The sequence below is a fragment of the Paramagnetospirillum kuznetsovii genome (assembly GCF_003284725.1).
GTDB lineage: Bacteria > Pseudomonadota > Alphaproteobacteria > Rhodospirillales > Magnetospirillaceae > Phaeospirillum > Phaeospirillum kuznetsovii.
In genome coordinates this window covers 15,465-42,258 of the sequence record NZ_PGTO01000005.1, presented here as the reverse complement: position 1 = coordinate 42,258, position 26,794 = coordinate 15,465, and the positions used below count along the sequence as shown (strand labels likewise).

Here is a 26,794-nt window from a genome sequence, read left to right as displayed (position 1 = left end):
AGGCGCGCCATCAGTCCACGGACACCCATGACCGACCTTACCCGCGCCGTCTCCCTGCTGACCATCGACGTGGATGCCGTCGTCGCCAACTGGCGGCGCCTGTCCAGCCTGATCGCGCCCTGCGAGGCGGCCGCTGTGGTCAAGGCCGATTGTTACGGATTGGGGGTGGACCATATCGCCCCCGCCTTGGCTCTGGCCGGCTGCCGCAGCTTCTTCGTCGCCACCGTCGATGAAGGGATCCAACTCCGCCATCTGGTGCCGCAGGCGATGATTTATGTACTGAGCGGCCCCGTGTCGGGAAGCGAGGGCGATTTCGCCGCCCACCGCCTGGTTCCGGTGCTCAACAGTCTGGCCCAGATCACCGGCTGGGCCGCTTTCGCCAAGTTCGGCAGCGCCGCCCCCGCCTCGGCCTTCCACATCGATACCGGCATGAATCGACTTGGCCTGGAAGAGCATGAGTTGGAACGTCTGGTGGGCAAGCCCGACGTGCTGACCGCCGTGCGGCCCATTCTCGCCATGTCGCATCTGGCTTGCTCCGATGACGACGGCTCACCCATGAACGAGGCGCAACTGGCGACCTTCCGTCGGCTGACCGCCATGCTGCCCGCCATGCCGCTCAGTCTTGCCGCCTCGGGCGGTATCTTCCTGGGACGCGCCTATCGCTTCGACATGACGCGGCCGGGAGCGGCGCTCTACGGCCTCAACCCTGCTCCGGGCAAGCCGAATCCCATGAGCCAAGTGGTTCGTTTGCAAGGAAAAATCCTGCAAGTCCGCGACGTTGACAGCCCCCAGAGCGTTGGCTATGGTGCCTCCCACCGCGTTGCCCGGAAGGGAAAGATCGCCACCGTGGCCGTCGGTTATGCCGATGGCTGGTTTCGGTCGCTGGGCAATCGCGGATTTGGCTTCATCGAGGGAATCAAGGTGCCGCTCGTCGGTCGTGTATCCATGGACTTGACCACCTTCGACGTCACCGACGTCCCGACGCATCTGGTTCATCCCGGCACGATGATGGACTTGATCGGTTCCAATCACGGCGTCGACGACGTGGCGGCCGAGGCCGGAACCATCGGCTATGAAGTGCTGACCGCCTTGGGCCGCCGCCATCACCGCCGCTGGTTGTCCAGCGCCAAGGGAGGGCCGTCGGCGTGATGGATTTTCTTGCCACCGTCGGCCGCGTATTCATGACCTTCCTGGCGCATACGGGCCGTCTGTCGGCCTTTACCGCCATGGCGGTTTCCCATGTGGTCCGCCCGCCCTTCTATCCCCGCCTGATCATGCGGTCCATGGTGGAGATCGGCTATTACTCGCTGCCGGTTGTCGGCTTGACCGCCGTGTTCACCGGCATGGTGCTGGCCCTGCAATCCTATTCCGGCTTCTCGCGCTTCGCCGCCGAGGGCGCCGTGGCCACCGTGGTGGTCCTGTCGGTGACCCGCGAACTGGCGCCGGTCCTGGCCGGACTGATGGTGGCGGGACGCATCGGCGCCTCCATGGCGGCCGAGATCGGCACCATGCGGGTGACAGAGCAGATCGACGCCCTGACCACGCTTTCGACCAATCCGTTCAAGTATCTGGTGGCGCCGCGCATTCTCGCCGGGACCGTGATGCTGCCCTTCCTGGTGCTGATCGCCGACATCATCGGCGTGTTCGGCGGCTATATCGTCGGCGTCTACAAGCTGGGGTTCAACTCGTCCACCTATATCGCCCGGACCTGGGAATTCCTCGAACCGCTGGACGTGATCTCGGGCCTGACCAAGGCCTCGGTGTTCGGCTTCCTGATCACCCTGATGGGCTGCTACAACGGCTACTACTCCAGGGGCGGCGCCCAGGGCGTCGGCGCCGCGACCACCAATGCGGTGGTGTCGGCCGCCATCCTGATCCTGGTGTTCAACTACATCATTACCGCCATGTTCTTCGGGAAATGAGGACGCGATCATGACCTCCACTCCCAAGATAGAACTGAGCAACGTTCACAAGGCCTTCGGCCCCAAGGTGGTGCTGGACGGCATCGACCTGTCGGTGTCCAAGGGCGAGTCGGTGGTGGTGATCGGCGGATCGGGCACCGGCAAGTCGGTGATGCTGAAATGCATCCTGGGTCTGCTGCGCCCGGAAAGCGGTTCCATCAAGGTCGACGGCGAGGAAGTGGTCGGCATGGGAACCCGCGACCGCGAGCGGATCATGCGCAAATTCGGCATGCTGTTCCAGGGCGGCGCCCTGTTCGACTCGCTGAAAGTGTGGGAAAATGTCGCCTTCGGCCTGATCCAGGGCCAGAAGATGGAGCGCGGCCCCGCCCGCGACATCGCCATCGAGAAGCTGGCCCAGGTGGGCCTTGCCGCCTCGTCGGGCGACCTGTTTCCCTCGGAGCTTTCGGGCGGCATGCAAAAGCGCGTCTCCCTCGCCCGCGCCATCGCCACCAGCCCCGAGATCATCTTCTTCGACGAGCCCACCACCGGCCTCGACCCCATCATGGCCGACGTCATCAACAGCCTGATCGTCAAGTGCTGCAAGGAAGTCGGCGCCACCGCCCTGTCCATCACCCACGACATGGCGTCCGCCCGCAAGATCGCCGACCGCATCGCCATGCTCTACAAGGGCAAGCTGATCTGGGTCGGCCCCGCCAAGGATATCGACGCCTCGGGCAATCCCTATGTGGACCAGTTCATCCACGGCCGCGAGGACGGCCCCATCAGCATGGAACTGCGGGCCTGAGGGCAAGAGTAACCAATGCGTTACCATGATTGACATCGTCGAGTATCTTCGCGAGGATGGAAGCAGCCCGTTCGGTCGCTGGTTCGACCGGCTTGACGCCAAAGCCGCCGCTAAAGTTGCGGTTGCCCGGATTAAATTGGCGGCCGGTCATTTTGGCAATGTGAAGCCGGTGGGCGACGGCGTCAGCGAATACCGCATCGACCATGGCCCAGGCTATCGGGTCTATTTCGGCCAAGACGGAACCCATTTGATTCTGCTGCTGGTCGGAGGAGACAAATCCACCCAGCCAAGGGATATCGGCGAAGCAAAGGCGCTCTGGCAGGACTACAAGCGGCGGAAGAAAGCGAAGTGACATGCCCCTGACCCGCGATTTCAAGAACACCATCAAGGCCCGCGCCGAGCGCGATCCGGAATTCCGCAAGGCCCTGGTGGAAGAAGCCAGCGAATGCCTGCTGGACAACGACTTGGATAGCGCCAAGGCCATTCTGCGTGACTACATCAACGCCACCATGGGGTTCGAGGGATTGGCGGAAGCGGTGGGCACTCCGTCCAAGAGCCTGATGCGCATGTTCGGCCCGCGCGGCAATCCCCAAGCCAAGAGCATCCTGCCGGTGATCGCCTATATCCGTCGGCGAGAGCATCTCGGCACCACGGACCCGGTCTGATCGGGATGGCCAAATCCTCCGCCCAATTCGTCTGCCAGGACTGCGGCTCGGTCACCCTGAAATGGGCCGGCAAGTGCGAGGCGTGCGGCGCCTGGAACTCCATCACCGAGGAAGCGGCCCGCGAGGAAGTCCCCAAGGGCCTGTCGGGCGGCAAGGGCAAGAAGATCGAGTTCGTCGGCCTGAGCGGCAGTTCGGCCCCCCTGCCCCGCATGATGACCCGGCTGTCGGAACTGGACCGGGTGTGCGGCGGCGGGCTGGTTCCCGGTTCCTGCCTGCTGGTGGGCGGCGATCCCGGCATCGGCAAATCGACCCTGTTGCTGCAGGCCGCCGCCCGGCTGTCGGCCGATGCCGTGGTCGCCTATATCTCGGGGGAAGAGGCGGTGGATCAGGTGCGCATGCGCGCCGTCCGTCTCGGCCATGCCCAAGCCAAGGTGGCGCTGGCCTCGGCCACCTCGTTGCGCGACATCCTGGCCTCGCTGGATCAGCCCGATTGTCCCCAGGTGGTGGTCATCGATTCCATCCAGACGGTCTATGCCGACAACATCGAATCGGCACCCGGCACCGTATCCCAGGTGCGCGCCTGCGCCGCCGAGCTGATCCGGCTGGCCAAGCGGCGGGGCTTCGTGCTGTTCCTGGTGGGCCATGTCACCAAGGAAGGCACCATCGCAGGCCCCCGCGTGCTGGAGCACATGGTCGATACCGTGCTGTATTTCGAGGGCGATCGCGGCCATCAGTTTCGCATCCTGCGCGCCACCAAGAACCGGTTCGGCGCCACCGACGAGATCGGGGTGTTCGAGATGACCGAGGGCGGGCTGGCCGAGGTGGCCAATCCCTCGGCGCTGTTCCTGGCCGAGCGGCGGGGCAATGTCTCGGGCAGTTGCGTCTTCGCGGGCATGGAGGGCACGCGTCCCATGCTGGTGGAAATCCAGGCCCTGGTCGCCCCCAGCACCCTGTCCTCGCCGCGCCGCGCCGTGGTGGGATGGGACACCAACCGGCTTTCCATGGTGATGGCGGTGCTCGATGCCCGCTGTGGGCTTGCTTTGTCGGGCAATGACGTTTATTTGAACGTCGCTGGCGGCTTGCGGATCGCTGAGCCTGCCGCCGACCTCGCGGTCGCGGCGGCGCTTGTCTCGTCCGCGTCCGATATCCCGGTTCCCGCCGACATGGTCGTGTTCGGCGAGATCGGGCTTTCCGGCGAGGTCCGGGCGGTCGCCCAGGCCGACACCCGCCTGAAGGAAGCCGCCAAGTTGGGCTTCGCGCAGGCGCTGGTGCCGGCCCGGCCGCGCAAGGACAAAGGCAACGCCGGTGGAGGCGTGGGGTCGTCTCTTTCGATCCGCTCCGTCGGGCATCTACAGGACGTGCTGGAACTGTTCCGGCCGGACTAGACTCTAACCGGATGGGGCCATGGGAAACCTCAACATCACTGCCGTTGACGTGGTCGTGGCCGTGGTGCTGCTTGGGTCCGCCGGATTCGCCTTCCTGCGCGGCTTCGTGCATGAAGTTCTGTCCATTACCTCGTGGGTTGGCGCCGTCTTCGTCACCCTTTACGGCTTCCCCCATGCCCAGCCGTTCTTTCGCAGCCATATCGGCGCCGCCTGGGCCGCCGACGCGGCCACGGGCGCCGCCCTGTTCCTGACCACCCTGCTGGTTCTGTCGCTGCTGACCAAGCGGGTGTCCGACACCGTTCGCAAGAGCGCGCTGAACTCGGTGGATTCGTCGCTGGGCTTCGTGTTCGGCCTGGCGCGCGGCGCCGTGCTGATGTCGCTGGCCTATATGTCGGTGGCCTGGCTGTTCGACACGCCGGAACAGCAGCCCGACTGGCTGGCGCAATCGCGGTCCCGGCCGTGGCTGGAGCGTGGCGCCGGGATCTTGCAGGGATTTGCTCCGTCCGGGTTCGGCAAGGCCGAGGCCAAGGCCCGCGAGGCCTCCGCCGAGACCCGCCAGTTGATGGAAGCGGAAAAAACCTTCCAGAAATTCATTTCACCGCAGCCGGCGTCACCGACTCCTCCGGCTGCCTCCAACGGAAAGGGTGGCGCGGCTCCGTCGCAAGGGAGCTACGACACCGAAAGCCGCACCCAAATGGAGCGGTTGATCCGCAGCAACCAGTAGGACTCGCCCGCGATGCTCACGACCAATCCGTATGACGACGACCATCTCCGCGAGGAATGTGGCGTATTCGGGATATTCGGTCATCCCGAAGCGGCGGCGCATGTCGCGCTGGGTCTGCATGCCCTGCAGCATCGCGGCCAGGAGGCGGCGGGCATCGTCAGCTTCGACGGCGGCCAGTTCCACAACCATCGTGGCCTCGGCCATGTGGAGGACAATTTCGGCAGCGAATCGGTCATCCGCAAGCTGAAGGGCAATATGGCGGTGGGCCATGTGCGCTATTCCACCACCGGCGAGACCCTGCTGCGCAACGTGCAGCCGCTGTTCGCCGAAATGGAATTCGGCGGTCTGGCGCTGGGCCATAACGGCAACCTGACCAACGCCATGGCGCTGCGCCGCCAACTGGTCAAGCGCGGCTGCCTGTTCCAGTCCACCACCGATACCGAAGTGATCATCCACCTGATCGCCATCAGCCTGTATTCCACCGTGGAGGACCGGCTGATCGACGCGCTGCGCCAGATCGAGGGGGCCTATTCCCTGGTGGCGGCCACCAAGGACTGCGTCATCGGCGTGCGCGATCCGCTGGGCATCCGGCCGCTTTGCCTGGGCAAGCTGGACAAGAGCTGGATACTGGCATCGGAGAGCTGCGCGCTGGACATCATCGGCGCGGAATTCGTCCGCGACGTCGAGCCGGGCGAGATCGTCATCCTGGCGGCCGACGGCATCCGCTCCATCAAGCCGTTCGTCAAGCGGTCGTCGCGGTTCTGCATCTTCGAATACATCTATTTCGCCCGCCCCGATTCGGTGGTGGAGGGCACCAGCGTCTACGAGGCGCGCAAGCGCATCGGCTCGGAACTGGCCCGCGAAAGCCTTGTCGGCGCCGACGTGGTGGTGCCGGTGCCCGATTCCGGCGTTCCCGCCGCCATCGGCTTTGCCGCCGAGGCCAAGATTCCCTTCGAGCTGGGCATCATCCGCAACCACTATGTGGGCCGCACCTTCATCCAGCCCACCGACAATATCCGCAATACCGGCGTGAAGATGAAGCATAACGCCAACCGTGCCATGCTGGCCGGCAAGCGGGTGATCCTGGTCGATGATTCCATCGTGCGCGGCACCACCAGCCGCAAGATCGTCGAGATGGTGCGCCAGGCCGGTGCCACCGAGGTGCACATGCGCATCTCCAGCCCGCCCACCACCCATTCCTGCTATTTCGGCATCGACACCCCCGAGCGCGAGAAGCTGTTGGCGGCGCGCTACGACGTGGACGGCATGGCCAAGCTGATCGGGGTGGATTCCCTGGCCTTCATTTCCATCGACGGATTGTACCGCGCCGTGGGCGAGCCCGGCCGCAACGCCGCCGAGCCGCAGTTCTGCGACGCCTGCTTCACCGGCGATTACCCGGTCAAGCCCACCGACTATCTGGCCGGTGGCGGCGATCCCAAGCAGTTGTCGCTGCTGACCGAGGATGCTCCTTGATGGCTGGACGGTTCGAAGGACGCGTGGCGCTGGTGACCGGCGCCTCGCGGGGGATCGGCGCGGCGGTGGTGCGTGCCATGGCCGCCGAAGGGGCGGAAGTGGTGGCCATCGCCCGCACCCAGGGCGCGTTGGAGGAATTGGACGATCAGGTCCAATCGGCGGGCGGCAAGCAATTGGTGCTGGTGCCCGAGGATCTGCGCAAGCCGGGCCTGATCGAACAGGTGGCGGCCGCCATATTTCAGCGATGGGGCCGACTCGACGTTCTGGTGGGCAATGCCGGCGCCATCGGCGGCGGCCTGACTCCGGTCGCGCAGCATGCCCCCGACGACTGGGACGAAGCCTTCTCCGTCAACCTGACCGCCAACTGGCGCCTGATCCGCGCCTGCGACCCGCTGCTGCGCATGGCCGAGGCGGGCCGGGCCGTCTTCACCACCTCGGGCATCGCCCAGGGCGTCCACCCCTTCTGGGGGCCTTACGCCGCCAGCAAGGCCGCCTTGGAGACCATGGTCAAGACCTGGGCCGCCGAAGTCGCCAATACCACCCAATTGCGGATCAATCTGCTGGACCCCGGCGTGGTCGCCACCCGCCTGCGGAGCATCGCCTTTCCCGGCGAGGATCCGGCCAAGCTGGCCCAACCGGCCGATGTGGCGCCGCGTTTCCTGGGTTTGTGCCTGCCCGATTGCCACCATCACGGCGAAATCATTTCCGTCGCGCCCTAGTGTCAATCCCCGAAGCATTTCGCTCCATCTTCGGCTAAGATCGAACCTGCCGGAAGGAAGGTGCTTGCCGACCCGCCGGTCATGAGATATCCCCTTTGAATGGGGTTGGAATTGGGAAGGGGCGGCCCAAAGGGTCGATGAATGCCATATGAGCGTGTCCGATCCGCGTGGGGGAGCGAAAACCTTCGAAACGAAGGTCGCTAGCCTCATCGCGGCTACGCGCCAGCTGGAGATCCCCCATATCCTGATGCTTCGCCGCCTGACCATGCACGACCCCGAGGCGCGCAAATGGGCCAGCGAGAAGCAACTCAATGTCGTCTTTCAGGTCATCCTGTCCAAGACCATCGAGCGCTATGGCCTGCCCAAGCTGAAGCTTGCCCGCGACAGGAACTTTGAACCCCTGTTGCCGGCCGGTGCCGACACCCGTGAAGAGGATCTGCGAGTCCTCGGCGAAATCGCCACCCAATTGCTCGGCCCGCCGCAGATGTCGGAAGCGGAAAGCACCCAGGCGGGCTTTCATGCATTGCTGGCGCGCGGGGCGCTGGCGCCGCCGCCCAGGGTTCCGCGCACCCAAATTCCCAGCCGCGAACCACCGCCGCTCTTCGCCGCCCAGCTAGGCCCGGCAGCCGACAAGCAGCAACTGCGGCGCATGACGCAGCTCCATCAAGATGCGGAGAACGGCGAGGGCAAGGAATCCAATTTCACCGATTTCCCCAGCCTGTTCGACGACACCCTTTGCACCTATGCCGACAAGACGCTGCAGCTTTTCCGCATTTCGGGCTCTTCACGGGGCGTGCGGCTGCCCTTCTTGCTCGCCCCGGACTTCGCCCAAGTCTATCGCGACGTCCTCAAGCGGCACGTTTTGCCGCAGATGCGCTCCACCCGTGCCATCCAAGCCTTGGGCCAGACCTATAATTGGGCCGATGTGGGCGGCGAAAAGCTGCTGGAAATCATCCAGGGCAGCGAGGTCAACAACCCCATCCTGCACAACTGGGACGGCCGCTGGGCGTCGTTCCGAACGCCCAAGGCCGTCAAGGGCAGGAAGGCGGCGCCGCAAAAGCCCGAGGACAATCCCTGGCCGCTGTTCCGCGAGGACGCCACCAAGGGCAATTACGAGCCGCCGGGCGAAGCCCATATCATCCTGCTTCAGGATATCATCCGCTTCGAAGCCGACGCGCTGGCCAAATGCTGGCGTGAGTTGAGCCAGCTCTACACCCAGGAATTCGCGCCGTCGGGCCGCATGGATCAGGCACGGGAAGGAGCCTTTCGCGACGGCATCATGAAGTGGTCGGCCAAGCTGCCCGACTATATCGGCGAGCATCTGGCCATGAAGGCGCATTTCGAATTCGAACGCCTGGATGCGGATTGGATGCGCAAACTGCTCGCCAATTTCGGCAAGAACGATTCCGAGCGCCGCCGCAATGCGCCGTTCCTATCGGAATTCGTCCTGCAACTGGGCTACTGAGGTCATCTTGCCCCGCTTGGACCACATCAATGTGGTGGTCTCGGACATGGCCCGCTCCATAGACTTCTATACCTCCGTCCTGGACCTGCGTCCGATCATGGACCGCGAGTTGTCGGGCGATTGGTTCGAACGGGTGACCGGCATCGCCGGTGCACGGGCACGCTGTGTCATTCTCGATGCCGCTGACGGCGCGTGCCGGGTGGAACTGCTGCAGTTCGCCCAAGGCGCCGCCGCCAAAACCGAGCCGCCGTCCAGCGGCGGTCTGCGTCACTTCGCTCTTCGCGTCCACGACCTGAACGCCCGCCTCGCCATCCTGCGCGATCGCTGGGGCCAGACCGTGCAGCCGGTCTCGGTCCCCGACGAGATCGTCAAGGGCGGCAAGCGAATGTGCTATATTCGCGATCCCGATGGAGCCATGGTCGAGTTGTGCGAGTATGGAGCGCAACGTCCGGAATTCTGTTGAGAGGATTCGGTCATGCCTGATCCCAGGATGAGCATCTACGAGGGCGATATTACCCGCCTCAAGGTGGATGCCATTGTGAATGCCGCCAATTCCTCGCTGCTGGGCGGCAGCGGCGTCGACGGCGCCATTCACCGGGCCGCCGGTCCGAAATTGCTTGAGGAATGCCGCGGCCTGGGCGGCTGCCCGACCGGCGACGCCAAGATCACCCACGGCCACCAGCTACCCGCCAAATGGGTGATTCATGCCGTTGGCCCCGTCTGGCGCGGCGGCAGCCACGACGAAGTCATGCTGCTGCGCTCGTGCTACCGCCGGTCGCTGGAATTGGCCGTGGAGGCCCATGCGCGGAGCATCGCCTTCTCGTCCATTTCCACCGGCATCTTCGGATTTCCCAAGAACCTCGCCGCCAGCACCGCCATCGGCACCTGCGCCGAGTTCCTTGCCGCCTGTGGGTCACTGGAAAAGCTTATCTTCTGCTGCTTTGACATCGAGGCCGTCGAGGCCCATCGTCGCGCCCTGGAAAATCTCGGCTGACTTAGCGTGGGGCGTTGCTTGCCGCGATCTTCTTGCGCATGGCGTCGAACAGGATCTCCACATTGCCGCCGCCCGCCCGGACCACGGCGGTGAAGTCCGAACGGATGGTGGTCACCATGCTGATATTGTCCACCACCACATCGGCGACACCCACCTTACCGGCCGGACTGACCACAACCAGCCAATCCACCGGCATGGGCTCTGCGCCGGAATTGACCAGACCGGTGTGGACAATCACGACGTCGTCACGCCGCTCGGAGGCACGGAAGACCACGTCCGGCTTGGTCTTCGCGTCGTCGATCATGCTGCCATAGGTGGCCACGAAGTATGGAATCAGCAAATCCGTGAAGACCTGCCGTTGCTCCGGCAAGGCCTTGCGCCAATAGCGCCCCAGCAACAGTTCCGAAATATAGTTGATGTCCGCATTGCCAGCGACCAGCGCGGAAATCCTGGCACGCTTCTCCTCGACGGAAAGAGTCGCGCCATTAAAGGCCGTCCCCGCCTCGGCCACCACGGAGCGCACCAGCTTCTCGGCGACGTCGGCCTCCAGGGCCTCGGCGGACTGACCAAACATCAGTGTCACGGCCAATATGGCGACGGTCATTCTGACTTTCTGCAATAACGTCAACCCGGATCTCCCGATCAAGCTCCTAACCGGCAGTAACCTATCAGAATGCCCAAGATTCCGCCAGCCGACCGCCAAGGCGCAGCGGAGCAACCCGAAGCGCCAGCCCGGTCCGATCATCGGTTTCGACCAAGACTCCACACAGGGTGCCCGATCCTTCCGCCGGAGACAGCCGCTCGCCGGGGATCTTGCGGACGAATTTATAGATTGCGGCATCCTTCTTCATGCCGATCACCGAATCGTAATCGCCGCACATCCCGGCATCGGTTTGATAGGCGGTGCCGCCGACCAAGACCTGGGCGTCGGCGGTGGGGATATGGGAATGGCTGCCCACCGCCATGCTGATGCGCCCGGACGCGGCATGGGCCAAGGCCATCTTCTCGCTGGAAGCCTCGGCATGAATATCGAGGATGATGGCATCGGCCCCACCCGCCCCCAGCCTCGTCTTGGCCAATTCACGCTCCAGGGCGGCGAAGGGGCAGTCCAGCGGATCCATGAACAGCCGTCCCATGAGCTGGACCACCATTACCTTGCGGCCACGAGTCGCCGCAAAAATACCAGCCCCTCGGCCCGGTGTACCCGCAGGGTAGTTGAGCGGCCGCAGCAGGCGGGGCTCTGCGTCCATATAGGGAATGATCTCGCGTTGATCCCAGGTGTGATTGCCCAGGGTCACCACATCGATCCCGGCGGTCAGGAAATCGTCGCAAATCTTGGGCGTGATGCCGAAGCCATGGGCGGCGTTCTCGCAATTGGCGACGATGAAGTCGGGGGCCAACCGCGCCTTGATTTCGGGCAGTCGCTCCATGATCACGTCACGACCCGATCGCCCCACCACGTCACCCAGGAAAAGTAGTTTCATGCCTGCTCCACGGCGATCACGCCCAACTCGGTCGCGATCTTGTCCAATTTCTGATCCCATGCCTCGGCCGGAACCGCGTCCACCCGTTGGGCGGAATAGGCGAGGCCGATGGCCATCACCTGGCCATCCGACCGCAGGAGTGCCAGGGTCCGGTCATAGTAGCCGCCACCATAGCCCAAGCGGAAACCCTTTGCATCGAAGGCCAGCAACGGCGTCAGAACCACGGAGGGGCGAAGCACGGCGGCACCTGCTGGCGGATGCCTGGTGCCATGCGGCCCGGCCTCCAATTCGTCACCGGGGCTCCAGGCCCGAAACGCCAGGGGCCTGTCACGCCCAACCACCACCGGCAAGGCCAATTCGTATCCCGAAGCCGCCAGAGACGTCATCAGCGGCCGCGGATCGATCTCGGTGTCCAGCGGCCAATAGCCCGCCACCACCGCGCCCGCCGGAATCCCGAGGGCCAGAGCGGCCAGGGCTTCGGCCGCCGCCGGACCGAGCAGCCGGGCAGCCTCGGCGCGTTTGGCGGTGGCGGCGGCGCGCAAACGTGTCTTGGGATCGAGTGTTGTTTTCGGTGAGTCTGTCATGGAAGATGCCGGAGCGGCGCCACCTCGACCGTTGGCTTGCGGGTCCTCCGTGGCCTGCTTGTGCAGGTGGGAGCCATGTAACGGAACCAGGGTTCCGGCAGGGACAGCCCCCGAGAGGTATCTATTGGCCCCAGGGACATGTGCTACCTGACGAGCCGCGCAGCAAACCGCTCCGACCTGGAAGCCTAGGCCCTTTCCAGGCGGGTCGCAATGCCCTCGATGCGCTGGGCCAGGGATTCGATCAGCTTGGCCAGCCGGGCGTCGCCGTCGGCGGCGGCGGCCACTTCCTCGCCCAGCTTGGTCAGTTGCTCGCGCGCATCGGACAATTCATCGGCCAGCAGCAGGCCGACCATGACCAACAGCCTGGAATCGCTGACATTGCCCACGGAGGACAGCAGATGCTGGGCATGGGCATCCACCTCGCGGCCCAGGCTCTGAACGCGGGAAACCTGGGAGTCATCGCAGGCGATGTCGTAGACCCGGCCGTTGATGGTGACGTTGACGACAGCCACGGCTAATCCTCCAGCAGATCGCGCAAGCGGTCGATGGCGTTGTCCAGCCGGGAGGAGACGACGCGGGTCGTTTCCTCCAGCCGGGCGTAATCGTCATGGGCGCTACGAAGCTCCCCGGCCAGCAACAGGTCGCCGGCCCCTACCCGCGCCGAAGCGCTTTCCAGCCGGTCGATGGCGCTGCCCAAGCGGCGCATGGCCTCCTCGGTTCGGTGCAAACTGCTGCTTTGACGCTGATCCACGCCCAATACCCCGGAAAATTCATATGAAACCGAGGGTATGGCCGAAGCGGAAGGGAGTCAACGCACCAGCGACGATAGGATGTGTTAGGGTTTGCTCCCGTCCCTGGCTGAGGCTACCCTTTCACGACGTCATTCTCGCCCCAGGGGACCGATCAATGCGCCTCGCCATGCCAACGGCAGCCCTTCTGCTCTCCACCCTCCTCGCCCAGCCGCTTGCCGCCCAGGAGGCCTTGCCCCTGACCAAGGGACAAAGCGTTTATGTTCCGGTCTATTCCCAGATCTCCCACGGCAATTTGGACGGTCGCGGGCAGCCCATGGAGTTGCTGCTGTCGGGTATGCTGAGCATCCGCAATACCGACCCGACAACCCCCATCACCATCACCGCCGCCCGCTATTACGGCACCGACGGCAAGGTTCTGCGCGAGTTCATCACCAAGCCGACGGTTCTCGGCGCCATGGCCTCCACCGACTATTTCGTCGAGCACAAGGACAAGAGCGGCGGCACCGGAGCCAATTTCGTGGTGGAGTGGCATGCGGACAAGCCGGTCAATCCCCCCCTGATCGAAACGGTGAACGCCTATTTCTTCGGAACGCAGTCGGTGGCCTTCACCAGCCCGGGACGCCCGATCCTGGTCCCGAAGTGACCTCTTCATTCGCCGAAGCCGCCAGGGCGATGCTGGAACAGGCTCGCTTGACGAAAGAGCGCGTCACCCTGGTCAGCCCGCCCGCCGCCGCCGGATGGCAGGGAATCGGCTGGTGGCTGGCGACGGTGGACGCGCTTGCCCGCCAATGTCCTGATCAGGCGTTCGACGCGGTGCTCGACTGCGGTGCCGCCCCCGGCCATGCGCTGGCGGCGCTGCGCGCAGGGGTCAAGGCCGTGCGCCTCGATGCGTCACCGGAAACGCTCAGGGCCGTCGGCGAGATCGCGACGGCCCTGGGGAGTACTCTCCTGGATGCTACTTGGCGGCCGGAGCGGCCGGAGTAGCGGGAGTGGCCGGGGCGGCGGCAGCGGCCGGGGCGGCGGCCACATGCTTGACCTTATGAGCCTTCGCCACCTTGGGGGTCTTGGCCTTCTCGGCCTTCACCGCCTTGGCCGGCTCGGCCTTCTGGGTGGTGGCCGACGCGGTCGACCCGCTGGCCTGGTTCATGGCCCCCACGGCGGCCGGAGCGGCGACGGTGCCTGCGGTCGGGGTGCTGCCCTGGGCGAAGGCCGCGAAGGGAAGCAGCGAGGCGGCGACGAGGGCGGTGGCGAAAAAGCGGGAAGTACGCATGGACGTGGTCCTTATCTGGTGTCTCGTCCCGAAGATCGGCGCCGCTTGCATCAGGTGGGGCAGGTCGCCGTTCGGTAAGGCCAATGTCGCTCCCGCTCGTGGCGGCAGTAAGGTCGAATTGTGATGCTTTCAAGGCAGGTGTTGCGCTGGGGCCGGATTTCTCCCACTCTCCCCCCGACACCCACCCGCACCATTCGAGGCCCGCCATTTCCAGCCAACCCTGCCGCCTTTACCTGATCACGCCACCGCGTATCGAGACACCGTTCCAGTGGGTCGATACCCTGAGCGCCGCCCTGGACAGTGGCGATGTGGCCTGTCTGCAAATCCGCCTCAAGGATCTGGACGACGACGCGGTGGCGCGGGTCGTCGACGTGCTGCGTCCCGCCGCCCAGCGGCGCGGCGTCGCGGTGCTGCTCAACGACCGCCCCGACCTCGCCTTCGAGACCGGCTGCGATGGAGTCCATATCGGCCAGGAAGACGCACCCTACGCCCAGGCCCGCGAGGCCATCGGCCCCAACGGCATCGTCGGCGTCACCTGCCACGATTCCCGTCACCTCGCCATGGAGGCGGGCGAGCGCGGCGCCGACTATGTGGCGTTCGGCGCCTTCTTTCCCACCGAGACCAAACAGGCCAAGTCCCGCACCGAGCCGGAAATCCTGGAATGGTGGAGCGGCTTGTTCACCATTCCCTGCGTCGCCATCGGCGGCATCACCACCGAGAACTGCCGTCCCCTGGTGGAGACGGGCGTCGACTTCCTGGCGGTCTCCGCCGGAGTGTGGAGCCACCCGCAAGGCCCGGCGGCTGCGGTGGCCGAGTTCAACCGGATCATGGGCGGAGGCTGAGATGCGGCGCGTCTGCGTCTTCTGCGGCTCTTCCATGGGCAACCGCCCGGAATACGCGGCGGCAGCCGAGGAATTGGGCCGCCTGATCGCCGCCGAGGGCCTGGAACTGGTCTATGGCGGCGGCAATGTGGGCCTGATGGGTGTGATCGCCGACGCCGTCCTGGCGGCGGGCGGCAAGGTCATCGGCGTCATCCCCGAGGCGCTGATGCGTTGGGAGGTGGGACACGACGCCCTAACCGAGCTTCGCGTCGTCGCCTCCATGCACGAGCGCAAGGCCATGATGGCGGAGTTGGCGGACGGCTTCATCGCCATGGCTGGCGGCATCGGAACCCTGGAAGAACTCTTCGAGATCTGGACCTGGGGCCAATTGGGCCTGCACGCCAAGCCGCTGGGATTCCTGGATGTGGCGGGCTATTACGGCCACCTGCACGCCTTCCTCGACCACATGGCGAATGAAGGTTTCGTCAAGCCGCGCCACCGCGACATGGTGGTGGTGGAAAGCGACCCCGGCGCCTTGTTGCGGCGCCTTCGGGGCTATACGCCTCCCGCCACCATCCAGGTGATCGACAACCAGACCAACTGACGCTCCGAACGGCTTGACACGCCCGCCCCGCCGCCATATAAAGCGGCCTCTTTTGCGAAAGTGGGGAGCCGATCGGGACAGAGTCCCGGATATGCCCCACGGCGCCGTTGGACTTTCAACGGCTGAAGATGTAGATGGGCGATTAGCTCAGCGGGAGAGCACTCCCTTCACACGGGAGTGATACGTTAAGGCAATCCGCAAGTTTGCGGGGAGCCAATCGGGACAGATTTCCGGACAAGTGCCGGTTTTGCCCCAGCAGCGCCGTTGGGCTTCCAACGGCTGAAGATGTAGATGGGCGATTAGCTCAGCGGGAGAGCACTCGCTTCACACGCGAGGGGTCGCAAGTTCAATCCTTGCATCGCCCACCATCTACATCTTGTTTTTCAATGAGTTAGATCGACACGGGTCATGAAAACCGGACAATTTTTGTCCGGAAATTTCCGACATTATCGTCGAAAAGCAAGTTCGCAGTCCGCTGCGGAAATCGTTTGCTCCCTGTCGGGGCCTGGAAGCAAAACCTCAGAAGGTCAAACGGAATTAAGTGGCCACCGCCCAGGTCCACTCATCCGATTGTAGCCCCGACGGCAGTAGCCTCTTTCCCACCAATTCCCCGATTCTGCCAAAATCTAGCCACTCCCTTCGGCCAATAGCGTCGCCACACTCCTTGGGCGAACCACTCTTCAATCTGCGCTTTAGAATATCGAGTGCCCGCAGGATTATCAGAGACCTATGGCACGGAAGTTTGGCTTAGACGAACACCGGTTCCTCCGCCAGCAACCTCTCCATCTTCCAAGAATTTAACCCCCCTCGCTTCCATTGCCGCCTGCAGATCTCGAAGCGTCCGATCGTATGGGCGGCGAGCCCCACGCTCAAAATCAGCAATGGTCTTCTTGTTCACTTTTGATGCCTCAGCGAGTTCATCCTGCGCCCACCCCAGGAGCGCCCTCGCGGCTCGACACTGCGCAGAATCCATTTTCTTACCCAACCTTCCATTAATTATGCTGTCTTTAACTCCCGAACCTGCCATTATAAATGCAAGGTTATCACACGGCGAGGCAATGACAAACAATGTCTCGCGTCACTGGAAGCAGGAGCAACCACGATGAATTCTGTTACCGAACCCTGGCTCAGCCGTCGCCCGGACCTTTGGCTGCCGGACATTTTGCATAAGACTGCCACGGGCGGCCTTCGGGCAGGGTGTGATGCCCAATTGCTTGGCATCTGCCTCACCACAGGGCTGATCCGGTTCGCTCCTTTCGCTATTCCCTGCCCTGTTGGCATCGATGACGCCGAGCTGCCCACCGTGCGGCGGCAGGAAGGCCCCGATCACCGTCGACTACGCCTCCTCGGCTTGTCGCTGGCCAAAGCCATTGATCAGCAGTCATTGATCATCGAAGAACATCGCGCCCCCATCCGTGATTCTCACACGTTCTTGGACGTGTACATCGAGGCTCGGTTTGGTCGATTGGCAATCGAACTGGGCGCAAGGGACGGGCGCGACATCCCGCCTTTGTTGCGGTGCGTCGTGGACCATGTGCTGGTCCTGCCATTTTCTGGCTGGAGTGGCGCCACTTTTGTCGGTGGACATTTTTTCCGCCCCGACTCCCGCCCACTGGCCATGCCGTCATTCAAGGCAATGGCCGATGCTTTCGAACACCAGACCACCACAATTTCCCAAAATCAATAATCAAGGACCCCACACTATGTTTATCCCTGCTGACCGCCCCGTCACCGCCGATATTCTCCTGTCGGCGATCGACAATCTGCCTCTGCCGTCACCGATCAAGTTCGGCATTTTCGGCCTCTCTCAAAACGCTGTTGGTCGGCTGCGCGCCGACTGTGGCGTAGAGGGCCTCGGACATTTAGTTACCCCGCCGCGGGCCATTTTGGCTCGCTTGCTCGCGACCGATCAGAATCTTGTTTTGCCGCTCGCCTTTCCCACTGTCAGCGAATTTGTCGATCACCTTGACGCCGTTCTGCCCGCTCCGCCGGATCTTCGCACCATTGCCTTGATGCTGGGCCGTGAGGAATCGGCAGCGTCTCGCTGGTCAAGGGGGGAGAACCTTTCTGCCTACCCGGCCATCCGGACGATGATGGCCCTGGTCTCGATTGACCCAGCGCAGACAAACCGCCGCTGGGAGTTGCTGAGCCGGATGGCGAACCGGGAAGCACGATTGCGTGGCATTGAATCCCTGGATAAGGCCGGTTCATGGGGTGCCAAGATCCAGCCCTGGCTGTCCAGCAATATGCCCAACGGAGGCACCGCCATGGCCCCGCTCAACGGCTGACCGGTCAATACCCACGCCTGATCCCCACCTCAATATTATTAGAAATTAATTTACGCAAAATAGGAAAGATTGAATAATGAAAAAGCTGCGCCCCAGTGCCAAAAAGATCGAGAAAAGACACCCTGGCGATAACAATGAGAGTTTTTCGCTTTCTGACTTCCCTCCTGAGGAAGAACAGCAACTTCCCCGTGACCCAGGAGACGTTGCAGCCCGACATATGCTCGATGCGGCTCTTGCCGCAGCCCCGGATGTCGTTGATCTTGCCCGCCGGAATGGGGTGGCTATCGTCGTCACCGTTCGAGCCCCATGGGCCAGTCTAGTCGCCAAGGCTTGGGCAGACCGATTTTATGACAGCCAACAAATGGTCAACGGAGACACTGCCACGGCCGCCCACATTGGGCGCTACACTTTTCCCTCAGCCCCACGGGTGGCCTTTATTCGCGATGGCGAAACTGCGGCCCCGCGGCGCGATGAAGCGTCGGCGGTCATCGCAACAACCTTGGTTTTTGGCGGTACGGTTGTCGGTTTCGCCGAAGTTCCTGCCGAGCATCTTCCGGCAGCGCTGCTGGAATCCGTGGATGGAAAGATCAACGTTCCACCGCTTGATGGCAATCTGCTTGGCACTATCATCACGGATATCACCCTCACAAAGCCATATCAAGCCATCCCGAACGCAATCGCCGGTAGGATTGGGCCCACCGACCTGCGGCTTGTTGCACGCCCCGACCAGAACGCTGATGGAATGATCCATCGGCTGATCACCATGATTGATGGCCGCCAAAAGCTACCTGCGCTGACCTTGGACTCGATGGGAGGAATGGTGGAGGCCGTTGCGTGGGGAAAGGCGCTGGCCAAGGATCTGGCCGACTATCGCGATGGAAAGCTTGATTGGTCCGATGTCGATCGTGGCGTTCTGCTCTCAGGCACCCCCGGCACGGGAAAAACGACATTTGCTCGGGCACTGGCTGGCACATGCGGAGTGCCGCTGGTGGCATCATCCCTAGGTGAATGGCAGTCAGCGGGTCACCTAGGCGACCTGCTAAAAGCCATGAGGAAGACTTTTACTCAAGCTCGCGCCATGTCACCAAGTATTTTGCTTGTTGATGAGATTGATGGATTCGGAAGCCGCACTCAATTCAAGAGCGATTATAAGGATTATTCAATTCAGGTCGTCAATGCGTTTCTGGAACTTCTTGATGGGGCCTCGGCACGGGATGGCGTCGTCGTCGTTGGGGCAACCAATAATCCAGATCGGATCGATCCGGCGATCACCCGCGCAGGGCGGCTGGACCGTCACATTCAAATCGGCCTTCCGGATCAAACAGCACTTCTACAAATTTTTCGCCACCACCTTGGCAGTGACCTCTCCAACGACGACCTTGCCCCAGCCGCCATGTTGGCACTTGGCGGATCGGGCGCAGATGTTGCGAAGTGGATTCGAGGCGCGAGGCGAAGGGGCCGCCAGGATCGCCGTCCGATGCACCTCGATGATTTGATGGCTGAAATTCGGGGCAGCGCCCAGACCGTCAGCGCCGAAATTTGTCGTTGCTGCGCGGTTCATGAAGCCGGCCATGCTCTCGCAATCGCCCTTCATCGGCCAGACGCGGTAAAGCATGTCAGCATTCGTCAGACTGGGTCCACGGGAGGCGGCGTGCTGAGCCATCGGCCGGAGATGGAACTGGCAACCAGCGCAGACATCGACCAGTTGCTGATAACGACCCTCGCCGGGCGAGCTGCCGAAGAGCTTGTGCTTGGGCAGGTGTCGAGTGGGTCTGGCGGTGGACCCGACAGTGATTTGGCCCGCGCGACAATGCTTGCGACCACAGCTATTACAGCCCTGGGTCTTGGAGGGCAGTCAGTTCCGATCTGGTCAGGCATTCCGACACCGGACAGCCTTGACCTCTTGTTGATTCGGCGTCCCGACATCTCGCTCCAAGTTGAAGATCGCATCAGGCGGGCTTATGCCGCCGCTATGGACCGGCTCACGACAAACCGGACAACACTCGACTTGATCGTCGAGCGTCTGCTTGAAATTGAAACTATGTCAGGAGAAGAACTGGCTGCCATTATATCGATGCCGTTTCAACGCCAGGGTTCTGCATGATGAGCCCTGAGATGTCGGAGAAGTCGACATCAAGGGTGAGCTTGGAATTCAAGCCTATGGTCTATTCCTCTCCGATGCCGCGAGAAAGGGCATCCAGGGAAACTCACCCGCTGGTAGCGGCACCCAACTATCAGATCACATTCAAAATTGACATCCTATGGCCATATAGCAATAGAATGTCGATTTTTCAATGAAATGGAACCAGACGGAAAGACAGAACTCTAGTATCAAAGACATCTTTTGGTTGCTCTGGATAATCTTCCCTTTTGAGACTCTGAGCCCGTCCGGAAGGTTCTTGAGTCCGATGAATCGGATGTGATTCCATGGCTCCCCAGGCGAATTTGGGGGGGGCGGCATGTGGACGAAAGAGAACCGGCGGGTCTACGAGCGCACTGGGCTGCGCTATCCGAGCGACCTGACGGATGAGGAATGGGCACTGGTGGAGCAGCTGATCCCGCCAGCGAAGCGCGGCGGGCGGCAGCGGACGGTGAGCATCCGCGAGGTGCTGAACGGCGTGTTCTACGTGCTGATGACCGGCTGCCAATGGCGGGCCTTGCCCAAGGATCTTCCGCCCAAGAGCACTGTGCACGAGTATCTCGGTTTGTGGGAATGGGACGGCACCCTGGCCCGCATCCACCACGCCCTGTTCGTCGAGGTCCGCGAGATTGCCGGAAAGGAAGCCAGCCCGACAGCGGCGATAATCGACAGCCAAAGCGTCAAAAGCGCGGAAAAAGGGGGGCGCGGATCGATCCGTCGGGCTACGACGCGGGCAAAAAGGTCAAAGGCAAGAAGCGCCACATCGTCGTCGATACGCTCGGCCTGATCCTGGCGGCCCATGTCCAGCCCGCCGATGTCCAGGACCGTGATGGCGCGTTGCCAGTGCTCAAGGAGGTCCGTCGCCTGTTTCCGTTTATCGTCCGGGTGTTCGCCGATGGCGGCTACCAGGGGGCCGCCACGGCTGCGGCCATGCGCGAACTCGGGGAATGGCACCTGGAAATCGTCAAGCGCTCCGACACCGCCAAAGGTTTCGAGGTGCTGCCAAAGCGGTGGATTGTTGAACGCACATTCGGCTGGCTGGGCCGCTGTCGCCGCCTCGCCAAGGATTTCGAAAATCTCGCCAGGATGGCCCTGGCATTCCTGCGCCTGGCCATGATCCGCCTCATGCTGCGCAGGATCGCAAGGGGGCGAAAATCATAGAGAACTTTGCGGACGGACTCTCTGGCACCGAAATGTATTTCTACGCCAACCTCACCGCCTTCCGCCAATGGGAAGATAAACCCCTCTCTTTTTGATTGTCGGAACTGACGGCCTGAAGACATTCAAAATCGACATCCCATGCCCGGTTGGCGACAGGATGTCGATTTCACGCAGAATTTTTAAGAAACCCAATGCCTCGATCGCGACATGGTGTTCTATTTTTAGCTGGGTCGATGGCGGACGTCGCACTGCGTGAATATCGTCCGTTGAGGTGTAGATTTGCTGGCACGCTGAGGTGGTCATGCCTCAGGCTGCCTTGCACTGAGCGAAGATGTTTTCGCCACGGAAAACAGCGATGGCATCGGTCATTTTGACAGCCACGGACATCTGCGGGAAACTCACCCGCTGGTAGCGGCACCCAACTATCAGATCACATTTAACATCGACATCCCATAATCGCCCCCGCCATGTGGTATTGGCGGGCCTCAGGGACACTCCGCTCAAACGGTGGCCCGTATAATCTGTGACCTCGCGCAGATTATCGTGATCTTCAACGACGGGAGTTCTCAGAGCGGAATCCATAGCTCGAACTTTACCTCGTTGCCCGATGGCGTGTAGTTCAGTCGGCCGCCGAGTCTGGCTGCAAAGTCGGAGGCAATGTACAGTACGAGGCCGGAGCCGGTTTTGCCGTGGGCGCCGGGGGCACGATAGTATTTGCGGAACACCAGGTGCGAATCCGGCATGCCGGCGCTTCCAACCGGGTTGCAGACCTCGATGAGCAGGCCACTCCTTCCCTTGAGGGCGGATTCTCTTACCACGACGCGGACATCCTGATCGGGGGGGCCATATTTGATGGCATTGTCGATCAGGTTGCCAATGGCCACCCCCAGGAGCTGCGGGTCACTTTTGATTTCGCGGTGGAAACTTGCCTCAAGCCGGATGCGATCGGGCATGGTCGAGATTGAGATGAGCGTGCCGATTAGGTCCACAGGCTGGCAAGGCGCGATATGCGTGGTGATCCGCCCAAGACTGAGGCGGTCGGCCTGCAAAGCCCGTTCGACGATGGAGTTAATGTCGTTGATCGCTCTCGTGATGCGCTCTCGACTACCCGGCGCCAGGACATCGCCTCCCAGTGACATGCGGATGACGGCGAGGGGTGTCTTGAGTTCGTGGTTGAGCATGGACATGAAACGATCCTGCTCGTCGCGGCGGCGGATCTCGATAGTGCCCTCGCCAGCCTCCACCCAATCGTTCATTCCCGCCGCTCCTCTGATTCGGAGCCGCAGACAGAACCACTGACGGTTCAAACCGTCTAAGCCAAATCCTTGCGATGCGGGCAATTGGAAGCGGCGACGGAGGGATACTCTTCCTGCTCCCAATCTCCCGGAAAATTACGTCGATACCTCCCATTTGGGAGTATTGCGCCCATGCATGGTGGGTGAACCTACCTTGAAGGTAAGAATCACTTTCCTCTGATCAAACCCGGGTGATCAACCATGCATCAGAATTTAGCCCGCCAGCCTGTTTTTGATGACGTGAGTGTGCTTATTGATCAACAACACCAAAATCTGTTGCAATTAGCCAATATGGCAAAAAGATTTAACGAATTCAGAATGGATTCCGATTCGGTCAAATTGGTGTTTGACCAACTTGTTCAGCATACAAAAGATCATTTTGATCTCGAAGAGAATCAACTTCGCGTGACAAATCAATCGGCGTACTACGAGCATAAATTCGCACATGATGAAGTCAGGCATAGGATTGCATTGTTTTATAAAAGAAATAATTTGCTAAGTTATAATTTGATGATGAGGGCAATTAATATCCTGCTTGAGCACCTTGAGGCAGAAATATAAATACGTTTTCCATAATCTATATATTAAATTACATCAGAGAATTTAGAAATGGAAGCCATGTCTCCAGCAGAACAAGAAGCACTTTTTCAGAAGATTATTCGAAAGATGCCCTCTGTTCAAGACCCGTTAACGTTGGAGGAGCTAGCACTTCTTTCTCTATCGATGATGCTTCGGAGAACCACATCACAAGGTCTGCGGACATCACTTAGTTGGAAAATTAAAAGCATTATCGCCAATATTAAAAAATTACCGCCAGAAAATGACCACATAATTGTCATGCGTGCAGCGTCACTGGAATGCATAAAGGTTTTACAAACCGCCAAATCACTACGCACGTCTAGAGCCGATCAAAGTCAATAATAGGCAGTTTCATAGATAATATTTAAGACATGACGAGATATTGTTTTAGTGAGGTTAAAATGCTCAAGATGACAGATGATCTCAGAATTGGGCATCCAATCATTGATATGGATCACCAGCGCCTCCTTGATATCATTAATGACTTCAATCGTTTGTCAGTTTCACTTACAAATAAACGAATGATGCACCAAACGTTGAAAGCTCTTCATAAGTATGGGGAGGAACATTTTTTGAGAGAGCAGAAGATCCAGATTGAATTTGGATATCCATACTGCAATGGACACGCCGCTGAACATAAAAAGTTAACGGATCAAATTGCGGCTCTTGCCACTGATTTTTTCATTAATAAATCAAAACAATTAGATCTTAATGCGATTATATATCTCAATCAATTTTTGGAAGATTGGATTGTCCGTCACGTGAAGAAACATGACATGACAATGCAGCATTACCTGGTCAAATCAGTACCGTCTGATCATGATGGCATCATGGCAGTTGAACGCTTCCGTTGCCTCGACATGGTTGCCCTGGTTATCGATGAAAGCGCCAAGTCCCGAGAGTTCATAGCCAAAACGCTGATTCGTATGGGTATCGTCATCGTTCTTGAAGCCGATAGCATCGTTGACGGCATGAAGAAAGCCGTCAGTGAACCTGTTCCCGATTTTCTGGTGGTCAGCTCTGGTTTGGAATATCAGAAATTTATGACCGCCCTGAGAACCGTAAAGAAAGATTATATCGCTGAAATGCCGACAATCTTGGCTCTTGATCCCATTGACGCGGGTTCTGTTGGTTTGGCGGAAGCGTCTAGTATGCAGGGATCATTCACCAAGGTTCAGAACCCCAGGGATATTTCCATGGCGATTAGAAGCTCGGTGACCTACCAATAACTTATTCAACATACGAATCGACTATATAATAGTATATGGGTGCTGCTATGACGAAAAGTTCATATGGAATTGTAGAGAGTTTTCTTCATTCACACGCTGAATATATTCAGACATTAGTTTGTATAGTTAGCGCCGATAAGCTAAATAATGACATTGTCGATAAAATACGCGACCACAAAATTTGCCAGATTGGCATTTGGATATCAACATTAGCTGATAGATACGGTGTAGACGAAAATTACATCGCATTGGATAGTGCGCACAAAAGCTTTCACAATGACACGGCAAACATATTTGCCGATTTAAATAGTGAAAATAAAGAAAAAATCATCTCAACACTAACTAATATAAATTCAATGGCGGGTGGAGCATTTCATGGAATTCTTACGCCACTTACACTCTTCCTTTTGCAAACAACAAATGAAGAAAATGGTCGGTTTTAGATGAGCCATTTACCTTCTTATTAATTAAGATGGGGCGCTGATATCAAGCGAGAAAATCCCCATGCCTCCAAAGGAAGCATGGGGCTCGGCAGCACGCTCTTGGACAGTCTCCCAAACCAAAATGCGGCGCATCTGCATCCAGCACAGTCCCAAATGGGAGTATCTACAAGGCCAGCCTGAGGCCACTGTGCCCAACAAATTTCTACCATGACAAGCCTTTGTTGCTTGTTAAAAAGGGTGCAAATCACCCCATGCGTTTATCAAGTAATTGTGAGATGGCAACCAGAGCCAGCTCGAGCCCAGGAGCGAATTTATGCGCATTAATTTAAAAATGAGTATTGGCTCTGGACTAACCGCTGCTGCGCTAATCATTTTTGTGATTTTCGCAGTCTTGACAAGCTATAAACTTGGCATAATCCAAGATGAAGGCGCGGAGCTATCATCCATAGCAATTTCAGCGGCGAGCGCAGCTGGCGCAGGGCATAAATTATATCAAATAATAGCTGACGCCGAAATAAACCGAGAGTTGGCGGAAACTAAAAAGGATTGGACAGAATCAAAAAAGAATGTCGGTGATCTTTTTTTAAAATTTGGCGCGGTAAACTTTACAAGCAATGAAAAATCAATAATTCATGACGCTCACACTAACTATGCTGAAATTGTGAAAATATTTGAAAAGGAGATGCTGCCTCGGCTTGAGGCAACGTCAGAGCTTACTGCCGAGATCCGCGATATTGATGGAAGGCTCGACAAACATATCAAAATAATGTCTGACGCGTTTTCTGCATTACGTGATATTTGCATCAGCAAATCTAAGGATTCAGATCAGACATTTGATGATTTTCGTTATAATGTTGTTTTGTATGGCGCAATTTTTGGCCTTGCAATGCTGCTAATTAGCACCGTTATGACGCTGCGCGTGAATCGCAGTATTTACCTGCCCATTACATCCGTCACGAATGTCATGACAGCTCTTGCCGATGGTGATTGGTCGACCCCTGTATCAGGCCCAATTGGCGCAGATGAGATTGGTTCTATGGTTCGTTCCGTTAAGGTGTTCAAGGAACTTGGGTTGGCTGCTGAAGAGATGAAGAGAGAGAGAGAAGCGGCAGAGCACCAAGCCGCTGCTGAGCGCCGAAAATTCATGCTTGCGCTCGCAGCAAATTTTGAAAATAGCGTTATGGGGGTGGTGCAAGCGGTTTCAGGCTCCGCATCAGATTTGCAGATTACGGCTCAATCACTGACAACGACGGCAGAAATAACCAGCACTCAGGCAACAGCCGTCGCAGCAGCGTCAGAACAGGCAGCCTGCAACGTGCAAACAGTTGCCGCCGCCGCCGAAGAGCTATCCGCCTCAATATCTGAAATTAGCCGCCAAGTCAGTGAGGCTGCCCGTATATCAACAGATGCATCGGCAGAAGCCTCACGGACAAACGAAAAAATCCAATCACTGGCTGCATCAGCAAATAAGATTGGTGAGGTTGTAAATTTAATCAATGATATTGCTTCACAGACCAATTTGCTTGCGCTAAATGCGACAATTGAAGCTGCACGGGCAGGTGAAGCAGGCAAAGGCTTTGCTGTTGTAGCAAATGAGGTTAAGAATCTCGCGAACCAAACAGCGAGAGCTACAAGCGAGATTGGAAGTCAGATTGCCACCGTACAAGACGAGACTCTTCAAGCAGTTGAAGCAATTAAGAATATTGGAATGGTAATTGAGCAGGTTAAGCATATTTCTGCGGGAATTGCGGCAGCTGTCGAGCAGCAAGGTGCTGCGACCCAAGGAATAGCGGAAAATGTTTTACAAGCCTCACAGGGAACACAAGAGGTTTCCAGCAATATCAGTGGTGTAACGCAATCTGCCAATCAAACGGGCACTTCGGCATCTCATGTCCTGTCCTCTGCTAATCAGCTAATTGCACACTCTGAAAAGCTGCAAGGCGAGATGCAGCGGTTTTTGAACACTGTTCGGTCATCATAATCCGCTTTTTAGGGCAGGCGAAGCTGTCGGGC

At 59.7% G+C, this 26,794-nt stretch carries 34 protein-coding genes, 1 tRNA gene and 1 other RNA gene; 26 read left to right on the top strand and 10 right to left on the bottom strand.

Annotation, left to right across the window (positions count from 1 at the left end):
* Window positions 1–27: 27 nt before the first annotated feature.
* From alr to CU669_RS08640, 12 genes are all read left to right on the top strand, one after another.
* Window positions 28–1,149: an alanine racemase gene (gene alr / locus CU669_RS08695; protein WP_112143779.1), complete on the top strand. Its 1,122-nt coding sequence runs from the start codon at window positions 28–30 to the stop codon at window positions 1,147–1,149.
* The gene (locus CU669_RS08690) at window positions 1,149–1,922 is read left to right on the top strand and encodes an MlaE family ABC transporter permease (RefSeq protein ID WP_112143777.1); all 774 of its coding nucleotides are present in this window, start codon (window positions 1,149–1,151) and stop codon (window positions 1,920–1,922) included. The genes alr and CU669_RS08690 overlap by 1 nt, the downstream gene beginning before the upstream one ends.
* 10 nt (window positions 1,923–1,932) lie before the next feature.
* A complete protein-coding gene (locus CU669_RS08685; RefSeq protein ID WP_112143775.1) occupies window positions 1,933–2,706 on the top strand; it encodes an ABC transporter ATP-binding protein in 774 nt (257 codons plus the stop codon).
* Window positions 2,707–2,731: 25 nt separating this feature from the next.
* Window positions 2,732–3,058: a type II toxin-antitoxin system RelE/ParE family toxin gene (locus CU669_RS08680; protein WP_205119405.1), complete on the top strand. Its 327-nt coding sequence runs from the start codon at window positions 2,732–2,734 to the stop codon at window positions 3,056–3,058.
* 1 nt (window position 3,059) lies between these two features.
* Entirely contained in the window at window positions 3,060–3,371 is a 312-nt protein-coding gene (locus CU669_RS08675; protein WP_112143773.1) for a helix-turn-helix domain-containing transcriptional regulator, read from the top strand.
* Between the two features lie 5 nt (window positions 3,372–3,376).
* A complete protein-coding gene (radA, locus tag CU669_RS08670; RefSeq protein ID WP_112143771.1) occupies window positions 3,377–4,756 on the top strand; it encodes a DNA repair protein RadA in 1,380 nt (459 codons plus the stop codon).
* 19 nt (window positions 4,757–4,775) lie between these two features.
* Complete coding sequence (locus tag CU669_RS08665; RefSeq protein ID WP_112143769.1) at window positions 4,776–5,480, top strand: CvpA family protein; 705 nt, start codon at window positions 4,776–4,778, stop codon at window positions 5,478–5,480.
* A 12-nt stretch (window positions 5,481–5,492) separates the two neighbouring features.
* Window positions 5,493–6,953 (top strand): amidophosphoribosyltransferase, encoded by a 1,461-nt coding sequence (purF, locus tag CU669_RS08660; protein WP_112143767.1) that lies wholly within the window; start codon window positions 5,493–5,495, stop codon window positions 6,951–6,953.
* The gene (locus tag CU669_RS08655; RefSeq protein ID WP_112143765.1) at window positions 6,953–7,672 is read left to right on the top strand and encodes an SDR family NAD(P)-dependent oxidoreductase; all 720 of its coding nucleotides are present in this window, start codon (window positions 6,953–6,955) and stop codon (window positions 7,670–7,672) included. The genes purF and CU669_RS08655 overlap by 1 nt, the downstream gene beginning before the upstream one ends.
* A gap of 247 nt (window positions 7,673–7,919) precedes the next feature.
* On the top strand, window positions 7,920–9,137 hold the full coding sequence (locus CU669_RS08650; protein ID WP_239988616.1) for a hypothetical protein: 1,218 nt from the start codon (window positions 7,920–7,922) through the stop codon (window positions 9,135–9,137).
* Window positions 9,138–9,144: 7 nt separating this feature from the next.
* Window positions 9,145–9,600, top strand: coding sequence for a VOC family protein (locus CU669_RS08645; protein WP_239988615.1), 456 nt, complete (start codon window positions 9,145–9,147; stop codon window positions 9,598–9,600).
* 12 nt (window positions 9,601–9,612) lie between these two features.
* A complete protein-coding gene (locus CU669_RS08640) occupies window positions 9,613–10,131 on the top strand; it encodes an O-acetyl-ADP-ribose deacetylase (protein ID WP_112143759.1) in 519 nt (172 codons plus the stop codon).
* 1 nt (window position 10,132) lies between these two features.
* Here the strand turns inward: CU669_RS08640 and CU669_RS08635 are convergent, their stop codons facing one another.
* The 6 genes from CU669_RS08635 to CU669_RS08610 form a co-directional block, all read right to left on the bottom strand.
* Complete coding sequence (locus tag CU669_RS08635; RefSeq protein ID WP_161539621.1) at window positions 10,133–10,735, bottom strand: MlaC/ttg2D family ABC transporter substrate-binding protein; 603 nt, start codon at window positions 10,733–10,735, stop codon at window positions 10,133–10,135.
* Between the two features lie 64 nt (window positions 10,736–10,799).
* Window positions 10,800–11,615 carry a TIGR00282 family metallophosphoesterase gene (locus tag CU669_RS08630; protein WP_112143755.1) on the bottom strand — a complete coding sequence of 272 codons (816 nt, stop codon included), beginning with the start codon at window positions 11,613–11,615 and terminating at the stop codon, window positions 10,800–10,802.
* A complete protein-coding gene (locus CU669_RS08625) occupies window positions 11,612–12,199 on the bottom strand; it encodes a 5-formyltetrahydrofolate cyclo-ligase (protein WP_112143753.1) in 588 nt (195 codons plus the stop codon). Before CU669_RS08625 ends, CU669_RS08630 begins: the two co-directional genes overlap by 4 nt.
* Window positions 12,200–12,211: 12 nt before the next feature.
* Window positions 12,212–12,368, bottom strand: a non-coding RNA gene (gene ssrS / locus CU669_RS08620) — 6S RNA.
* 16 nt (window positions 12,369–12,384) lie between these two features.
* Window positions 12,385–12,711 (bottom strand): cell division protein ZapA, encoded by a 327-nt coding sequence (locus tag CU669_RS08615; RefSeq protein ID WP_112143751.1) that lies wholly within the window; start codon window positions 12,709–12,711, stop codon window positions 12,385–12,387.
* Between the two features lie 2 nt (window positions 12,712–12,713).
* Window positions 12,714–12,950, bottom strand: a complete 237-nt coding sequence (locus CU669_RS08610) for a hypothetical protein (protein ID WP_239988614.1) — start codon at window positions 12,948–12,950, stop codon at window positions 12,714–12,716.
* Window positions 12,951–13,117: 167 nt separating this feature from the next.
* Here CU669_RS08610 and CU669_RS08605 point away from each other — a divergent pair, with 167 nt between their 5' ends.
* Both CU669_RS08605 and CU669_RS08600 read left to right on the top strand, forming a co-directional pair.
* The gene (locus CU669_RS08605; RefSeq protein WP_239988613.1) at window positions 13,118–13,594 is read left to right on the top strand and encodes a DUF3124 domain-containing protein; all 477 of its coding nucleotides are present in this window, start codon (window positions 13,118–13,120) and stop codon (window positions 13,592–13,594) included.
* Window positions 13,591–13,935, top strand: a complete 345-nt coding sequence (locus tag CU669_RS08600) for a hypothetical protein (protein WP_192884599.1) — start codon at window positions 13,591–13,593, stop codon at window positions 13,933–13,935. Before CU669_RS08605 ends, CU669_RS08600 begins: the two co-directional genes overlap by 4 nt.
* Here CU669_RS08600 and CU669_RS21085 read toward each other — a convergent pair.
* Window positions 13,907–14,221, bottom strand: coding sequence for a hypothetical protein (locus CU669_RS21085; protein ID WP_146747705.1), 315 nt, complete (start codon window positions 14,219–14,221; stop codon window positions 13,907–13,909). The two genes, CU669_RS08600 and CU669_RS21085, sit on opposite strands and share 29 nt — an antisense overlap.
* Window positions 14,222–14,427: 206 nt before the next feature.
* Between CU669_RS21085 and thiE the strand changes: the two genes are divergently transcribed.
* The 3 genes from thiE to CU669_RS08575 all read left to right on the top strand — a co-directional run bounded on the left by thiE (window position 14,428) and on the right by CU669_RS08575 (window position 16,014).
* Window positions 14,428–15,063 carry a thiamine phosphate synthase gene (thiE, locus tag CU669_RS08585; RefSeq protein ID WP_239988638.1) on the top strand — a complete coding sequence of 212 codons (636 nt, stop codon included), beginning with the start codon at window positions 14,428–14,430 and terminating at the stop codon, window positions 15,061–15,063.
* Between the two features lies 1 nt (window position 15,064).
* Window positions 15,065–15,646 (top strand): LOG family protein, encoded by a 582-nt coding sequence (locus CU669_RS08580; RefSeq protein ID WP_112143741.1) that lies wholly within the window; start codon window positions 15,065–15,067, stop codon window positions 15,644–15,646.
* A 293-nt stretch (window positions 15,647–15,939) separates the two neighbouring features.
* Window positions 15,940–16,014 (top strand) — tRNA-Val (locus CU669_RS08575).
* Between the two features lie 359 nt (window positions 16,015–16,373).
* On the opposite strand, the gene CU669_RS08570 is transcribed toward CU669_RS08575, so the two are convergent.
* Entirely contained in the window at window positions 16,374–16,619 is a 246-nt protein-coding gene (locus CU669_RS08570) for a helix-turn-helix domain-containing protein (protein ID WP_112144080.1), read from the bottom strand.
* Window positions 16,620–16,748: 129 nt separating this feature from the next.
* Between CU669_RS08570 and CU669_RS08565 the strand changes: the two genes are divergently transcribed.
* The 4 genes from CU669_RS08565 (at window position 16,749) to CU669_RS08550 (ending at window position 21,235) form a co-directional block, all read left to right on the top strand.
* A complete protein-coding gene (locus tag CU669_RS08565; RefSeq protein WP_112143739.1) occupies window positions 16,749–17,333 on the top strand; it encodes a hypothetical protein in 585 nt (194 codons plus the stop codon).
* Window positions 17,290–17,934: a hypothetical protein gene (locus tag CU669_RS08560; protein WP_161539620.1), complete on the top strand. Its 645-nt coding sequence runs from the start codon at window positions 17,290–17,292 to the stop codon at window positions 17,932–17,934. Before CU669_RS08565 ends, CU669_RS08560 begins: the two co-directional genes overlap by 44 nt.
* 76 nt (window positions 17,935–18,010) lie before the next feature.
* Window positions 18,011–20,038 (top strand): AAA family ATPase, encoded by a 2,028-nt coding sequence (locus CU669_RS08555; RefSeq protein WP_112143735.1) that lies wholly within the window; start codon window positions 18,011–18,013, stop codon window positions 20,036–20,038.
* A gap of 355 nt (window positions 20,039–20,393) precedes the next feature.
* Window positions 20,394–21,235, top strand: a protein-coding gene (locus CU669_RS08550; RefSeq protein WP_112143733.1) for an IS5 family transposase whose coding sequence is annotated in 2 segments (ribosomal slippage) — window positions 20,394–20,766 and window positions 20,766–21,235 — 843 coding nt in all. Because the reading frame shifts where the segments join, the coding sequence is not laid out codon by codon here.
* 51 nt (window positions 21,236–21,286) lie between these two features.
* On the opposite strand, the gene CU669_RS21080 is transcribed toward CU669_RS08550, so the two are convergent.
* Entirely contained in the window at window positions 21,287–21,538 is a 252-nt protein-coding gene (locus CU669_RS21080; RefSeq protein ID WP_146747704.1) for a hypothetical protein, read from the bottom strand.
* A gap of 263 nt (window positions 21,539–21,801) precedes the next feature.
* The gene (locus tag CU669_RS08545; RefSeq protein WP_112143731.1) at window positions 21,802–22,491 is read right to left on the bottom strand and encodes a sensor histidine kinase; all 690 of its coding nucleotides are present in this window, start codon (window positions 22,489–22,491) and stop codon (window positions 21,802–21,804) included.
* Between the two features lie 240 nt (window positions 22,492–22,731).
* On the opposite strand from CU669_RS08545, the gene CU669_RS21075 reads away from it, so the two are divergent.
* From CU669_RS21075 to CU669_RS08530, 5 genes are all read left to right on the top strand, one after another.
* On the top strand, window positions 22,732–23,091 hold the full coding sequence (locus CU669_RS21075) for a hemerythrin family protein (RefSeq protein ID WP_146747703.1): 360 nt from the start codon (window positions 22,732–22,734) through the stop codon (window positions 23,089–23,091).
* Window positions 23,092–23,139: 48 nt separating this feature from the next.
* Window positions 23,140–23,451 (top strand): hypothetical protein, encoded by a 312-nt coding sequence (locus CU669_RS21070; RefSeq protein WP_146747702.1) that lies wholly within the window; start codon window positions 23,140–23,142, stop codon window positions 23,449–23,451.
* 59 nt (window positions 23,452–23,510) lie between these two features.
* Entirely contained in the window at window positions 23,511–24,338 is an 828-nt protein-coding gene (locus tag CU669_RS08535; protein ID WP_161539619.1) for a bacteriohemerythrin, read from the top strand.
* A gap of 47 nt (window positions 24,339–24,385) precedes the next feature.
* The gene (locus CU669_RS21065) at window positions 24,386–24,781 is read left to right on the top strand and encodes a hypothetical protein (RefSeq protein ID WP_146747701.1); all 396 of its coding nucleotides are present in this window, start codon (window positions 24,386–24,388) and stop codon (window positions 24,779–24,781) included.
* 313 nt (window positions 24,782–25,094) lie between these two features.
* Entirely contained in the window at window positions 25,095–26,762 is a 1,668-nt protein-coding gene (locus CU669_RS08530) for a methyl-accepting chemotaxis protein (protein WP_112143725.1), read from the top strand.
* Window positions 26,763–26,794 lie beyond the last annotated feature (32 nt).

Bases quoted from the DNA above. Each gene is read 5' to 3' on its own strand.
- CU669_RS08605 (WP_239988613.1), top strand. From the start codon at position 13,118: ATGCCAACGGCAGCCCTTCTGCTCTCCACCCTCCTCGCCCAGCCGCTT.
- CU669_RS08545 (WP_112143731.1), bottom strand. From the start codon at position 22,491: ATGAACGATTGGGTGGAGGCTGGCGAGGGCACTATCGAGATCCGCCGC.
- CU669_RS21075 (WP_146747703.1), top strand. From the start codon at position 22,732: ATGCATCAGAATTTAGCCCGCCAGCCTGTTTTTGATGACGTGAGTGTG.
- CU669_RS08530 (WP_112143725.1), top strand. From the start codon at position 25,095: ATGCGCATTAATTTAAAAATGAGTATTGGCTCTGGACTAACCGCTGCT.
- CU669_RS08580 (WP_112143741.1), top strand. From the start codon at position 15,065: ATGCGGCGCGTCTGCGTCTTCTGCGGCTCTTCCATGGGCAACCGCCCG.
- CU669_RS08640 (WP_112143759.1), top strand. From the start codon at position 9,613: ATGCCTGATCCCAGGATGAGCATCTACGAGGGCGATATTACCCGCCTC.
- CU669_RS08665 (WP_112143769.1), top strand. From the start codon at position 4,776: ATGGGAAACCTCAACATCACTGCCGTTGACGTGGTCGTGGCCGTGGTG.
- CU669_RS21085 (WP_146747705.1), bottom strand. From the start codon at position 14,221: ATGCGTACTTCCCGCTTTTTCGCCACCGCCCTCGTCGCCGCCTCGCTG.
- CU669_RS21065 (WP_146747701.1), top strand. From the start codon at position 24,386: ATGACGAAAAGTTCATATGGAATTGTAGAGAGTTTTCTTCATTCACAC.
- purF (WP_112143767.1), top strand. From the start codon at position 5,493: ATGCTCACGACCAATCCGTATGACGACGACCATCTCCGCGAGGAATGT.
- CU669_RS21080 (WP_146747704.1), bottom strand. From the start codon at position 21,538: ATGACCACCTCAGCGTGCCAGCAAATCTACACCTCAACGGACGATATT.
- CU669_RS08650 (WP_239988616.1), top strand. From the start codon at position 7,920: ATGCTTCGCCGCCTGACCATGCACGACCCCGAGGCGCGCAAATGGGCC.
- CU669_RS08535 (WP_161539619.1), top strand. From the start codon at position 23,511: ATGCTCAAGATGACAGATGATCTCAGAATTGGGCATCCAATCATTGAT.
- CU669_RS08565 (WP_112143739.1), top strand. From the start codon at position 16,749: ATGAATTCTGTTACCGAACCCTGGCTCAGCCGTCGCCCGGACCTTTGG.
- CU669_RS08570 (WP_112144080.1), bottom strand. From the start codon at position 16,619: ATGGATTCTGCGCAGTGTCGAGCCGCGAGGGCGCTCCTGGGGTGGGCG.
- alr (WP_112143779.1), top strand. From the start codon at position 28: ATGACCGACCTTACCCGCGCCGTCTCCCTGCTGACCATCGACGTGGAT.
- CU669_RS08680 (WP_205119405.1), top strand. From the start codon at position 2,732: ATGATTGACATCGTCGAGTATCTTCGCGAGGATGGAAGCAGCCCGTTC.
- CU669_RS08635 (WP_161539621.1), bottom strand. From the start codon at position 10,735: ATGACCGTCGCCATATTGGCCGTGACACTGATGTTTGGTCAGTCCGCC.
- CU669_RS08560 (WP_161539620.1), top strand. From the start codon at position 17,290: ATGCTTTCGAACACCAGACCACCACAATTTCCCAAAATCAATAATCAA.
- CU669_RS21070 (WP_146747702.1), top strand. From the start codon at position 23,140: ATGGAAGCCATGTCTCCAGCAGAACAAGAAGCACTTTTTCAGAAGATT.
- CU669_RS08655 (WP_112143765.1), top strand. From the start codon at position 6,953: ATGGCTGGACGGTTCGAAGGACGCGTGGCGCTGGTGACCGGCGCCTCG.
- CU669_RS08555 (WP_112143735.1), top strand. From the start codon at position 18,011: ATGAAAAAGCTGCGCCCCAGTGCCAAAAAGATCGAGAAAAGACACCCT.
- CU669_RS08625 (WP_112143753.1), bottom strand. From the start codon at position 12,199: ATGACAGACTCACCGAAAACAACACTCGATCCCAAGACACGTTTGCGC.
- CU669_RS08685 (WP_112143775.1), top strand. From the start codon at position 1,933: ATGACCTCCACTCCCAAGATAGAACTGAGCAACGTTCACAAGGCCTTC.
- CU669_RS08675 (WP_112143773.1), top strand. From the start codon at position 3,060: ATGCCCCTGACCCGCGATTTCAAGAACACCATCAAGGCCCGCGCCGAG.
- CU669_RS08630 (WP_112143755.1), bottom strand. From the start codon at position 11,615: ATGAAACTACTTTTCCTGGGTGACGTGGTGGGGCGATCGGGTCGTGAC.
- radA (WP_112143771.1), top strand. From the start codon at position 3,377: ATGGCCAAATCCTCCGCCCAATTCGTCTGCCAGGACTGCGGCTCGGTC.
- CU669_RS08690 (WP_112143777.1), top strand. From the start codon at position 1,149: ATGGATTTTCTTGCCACCGTCGGCCGCGTATTCATGACCTTCCTGGCG.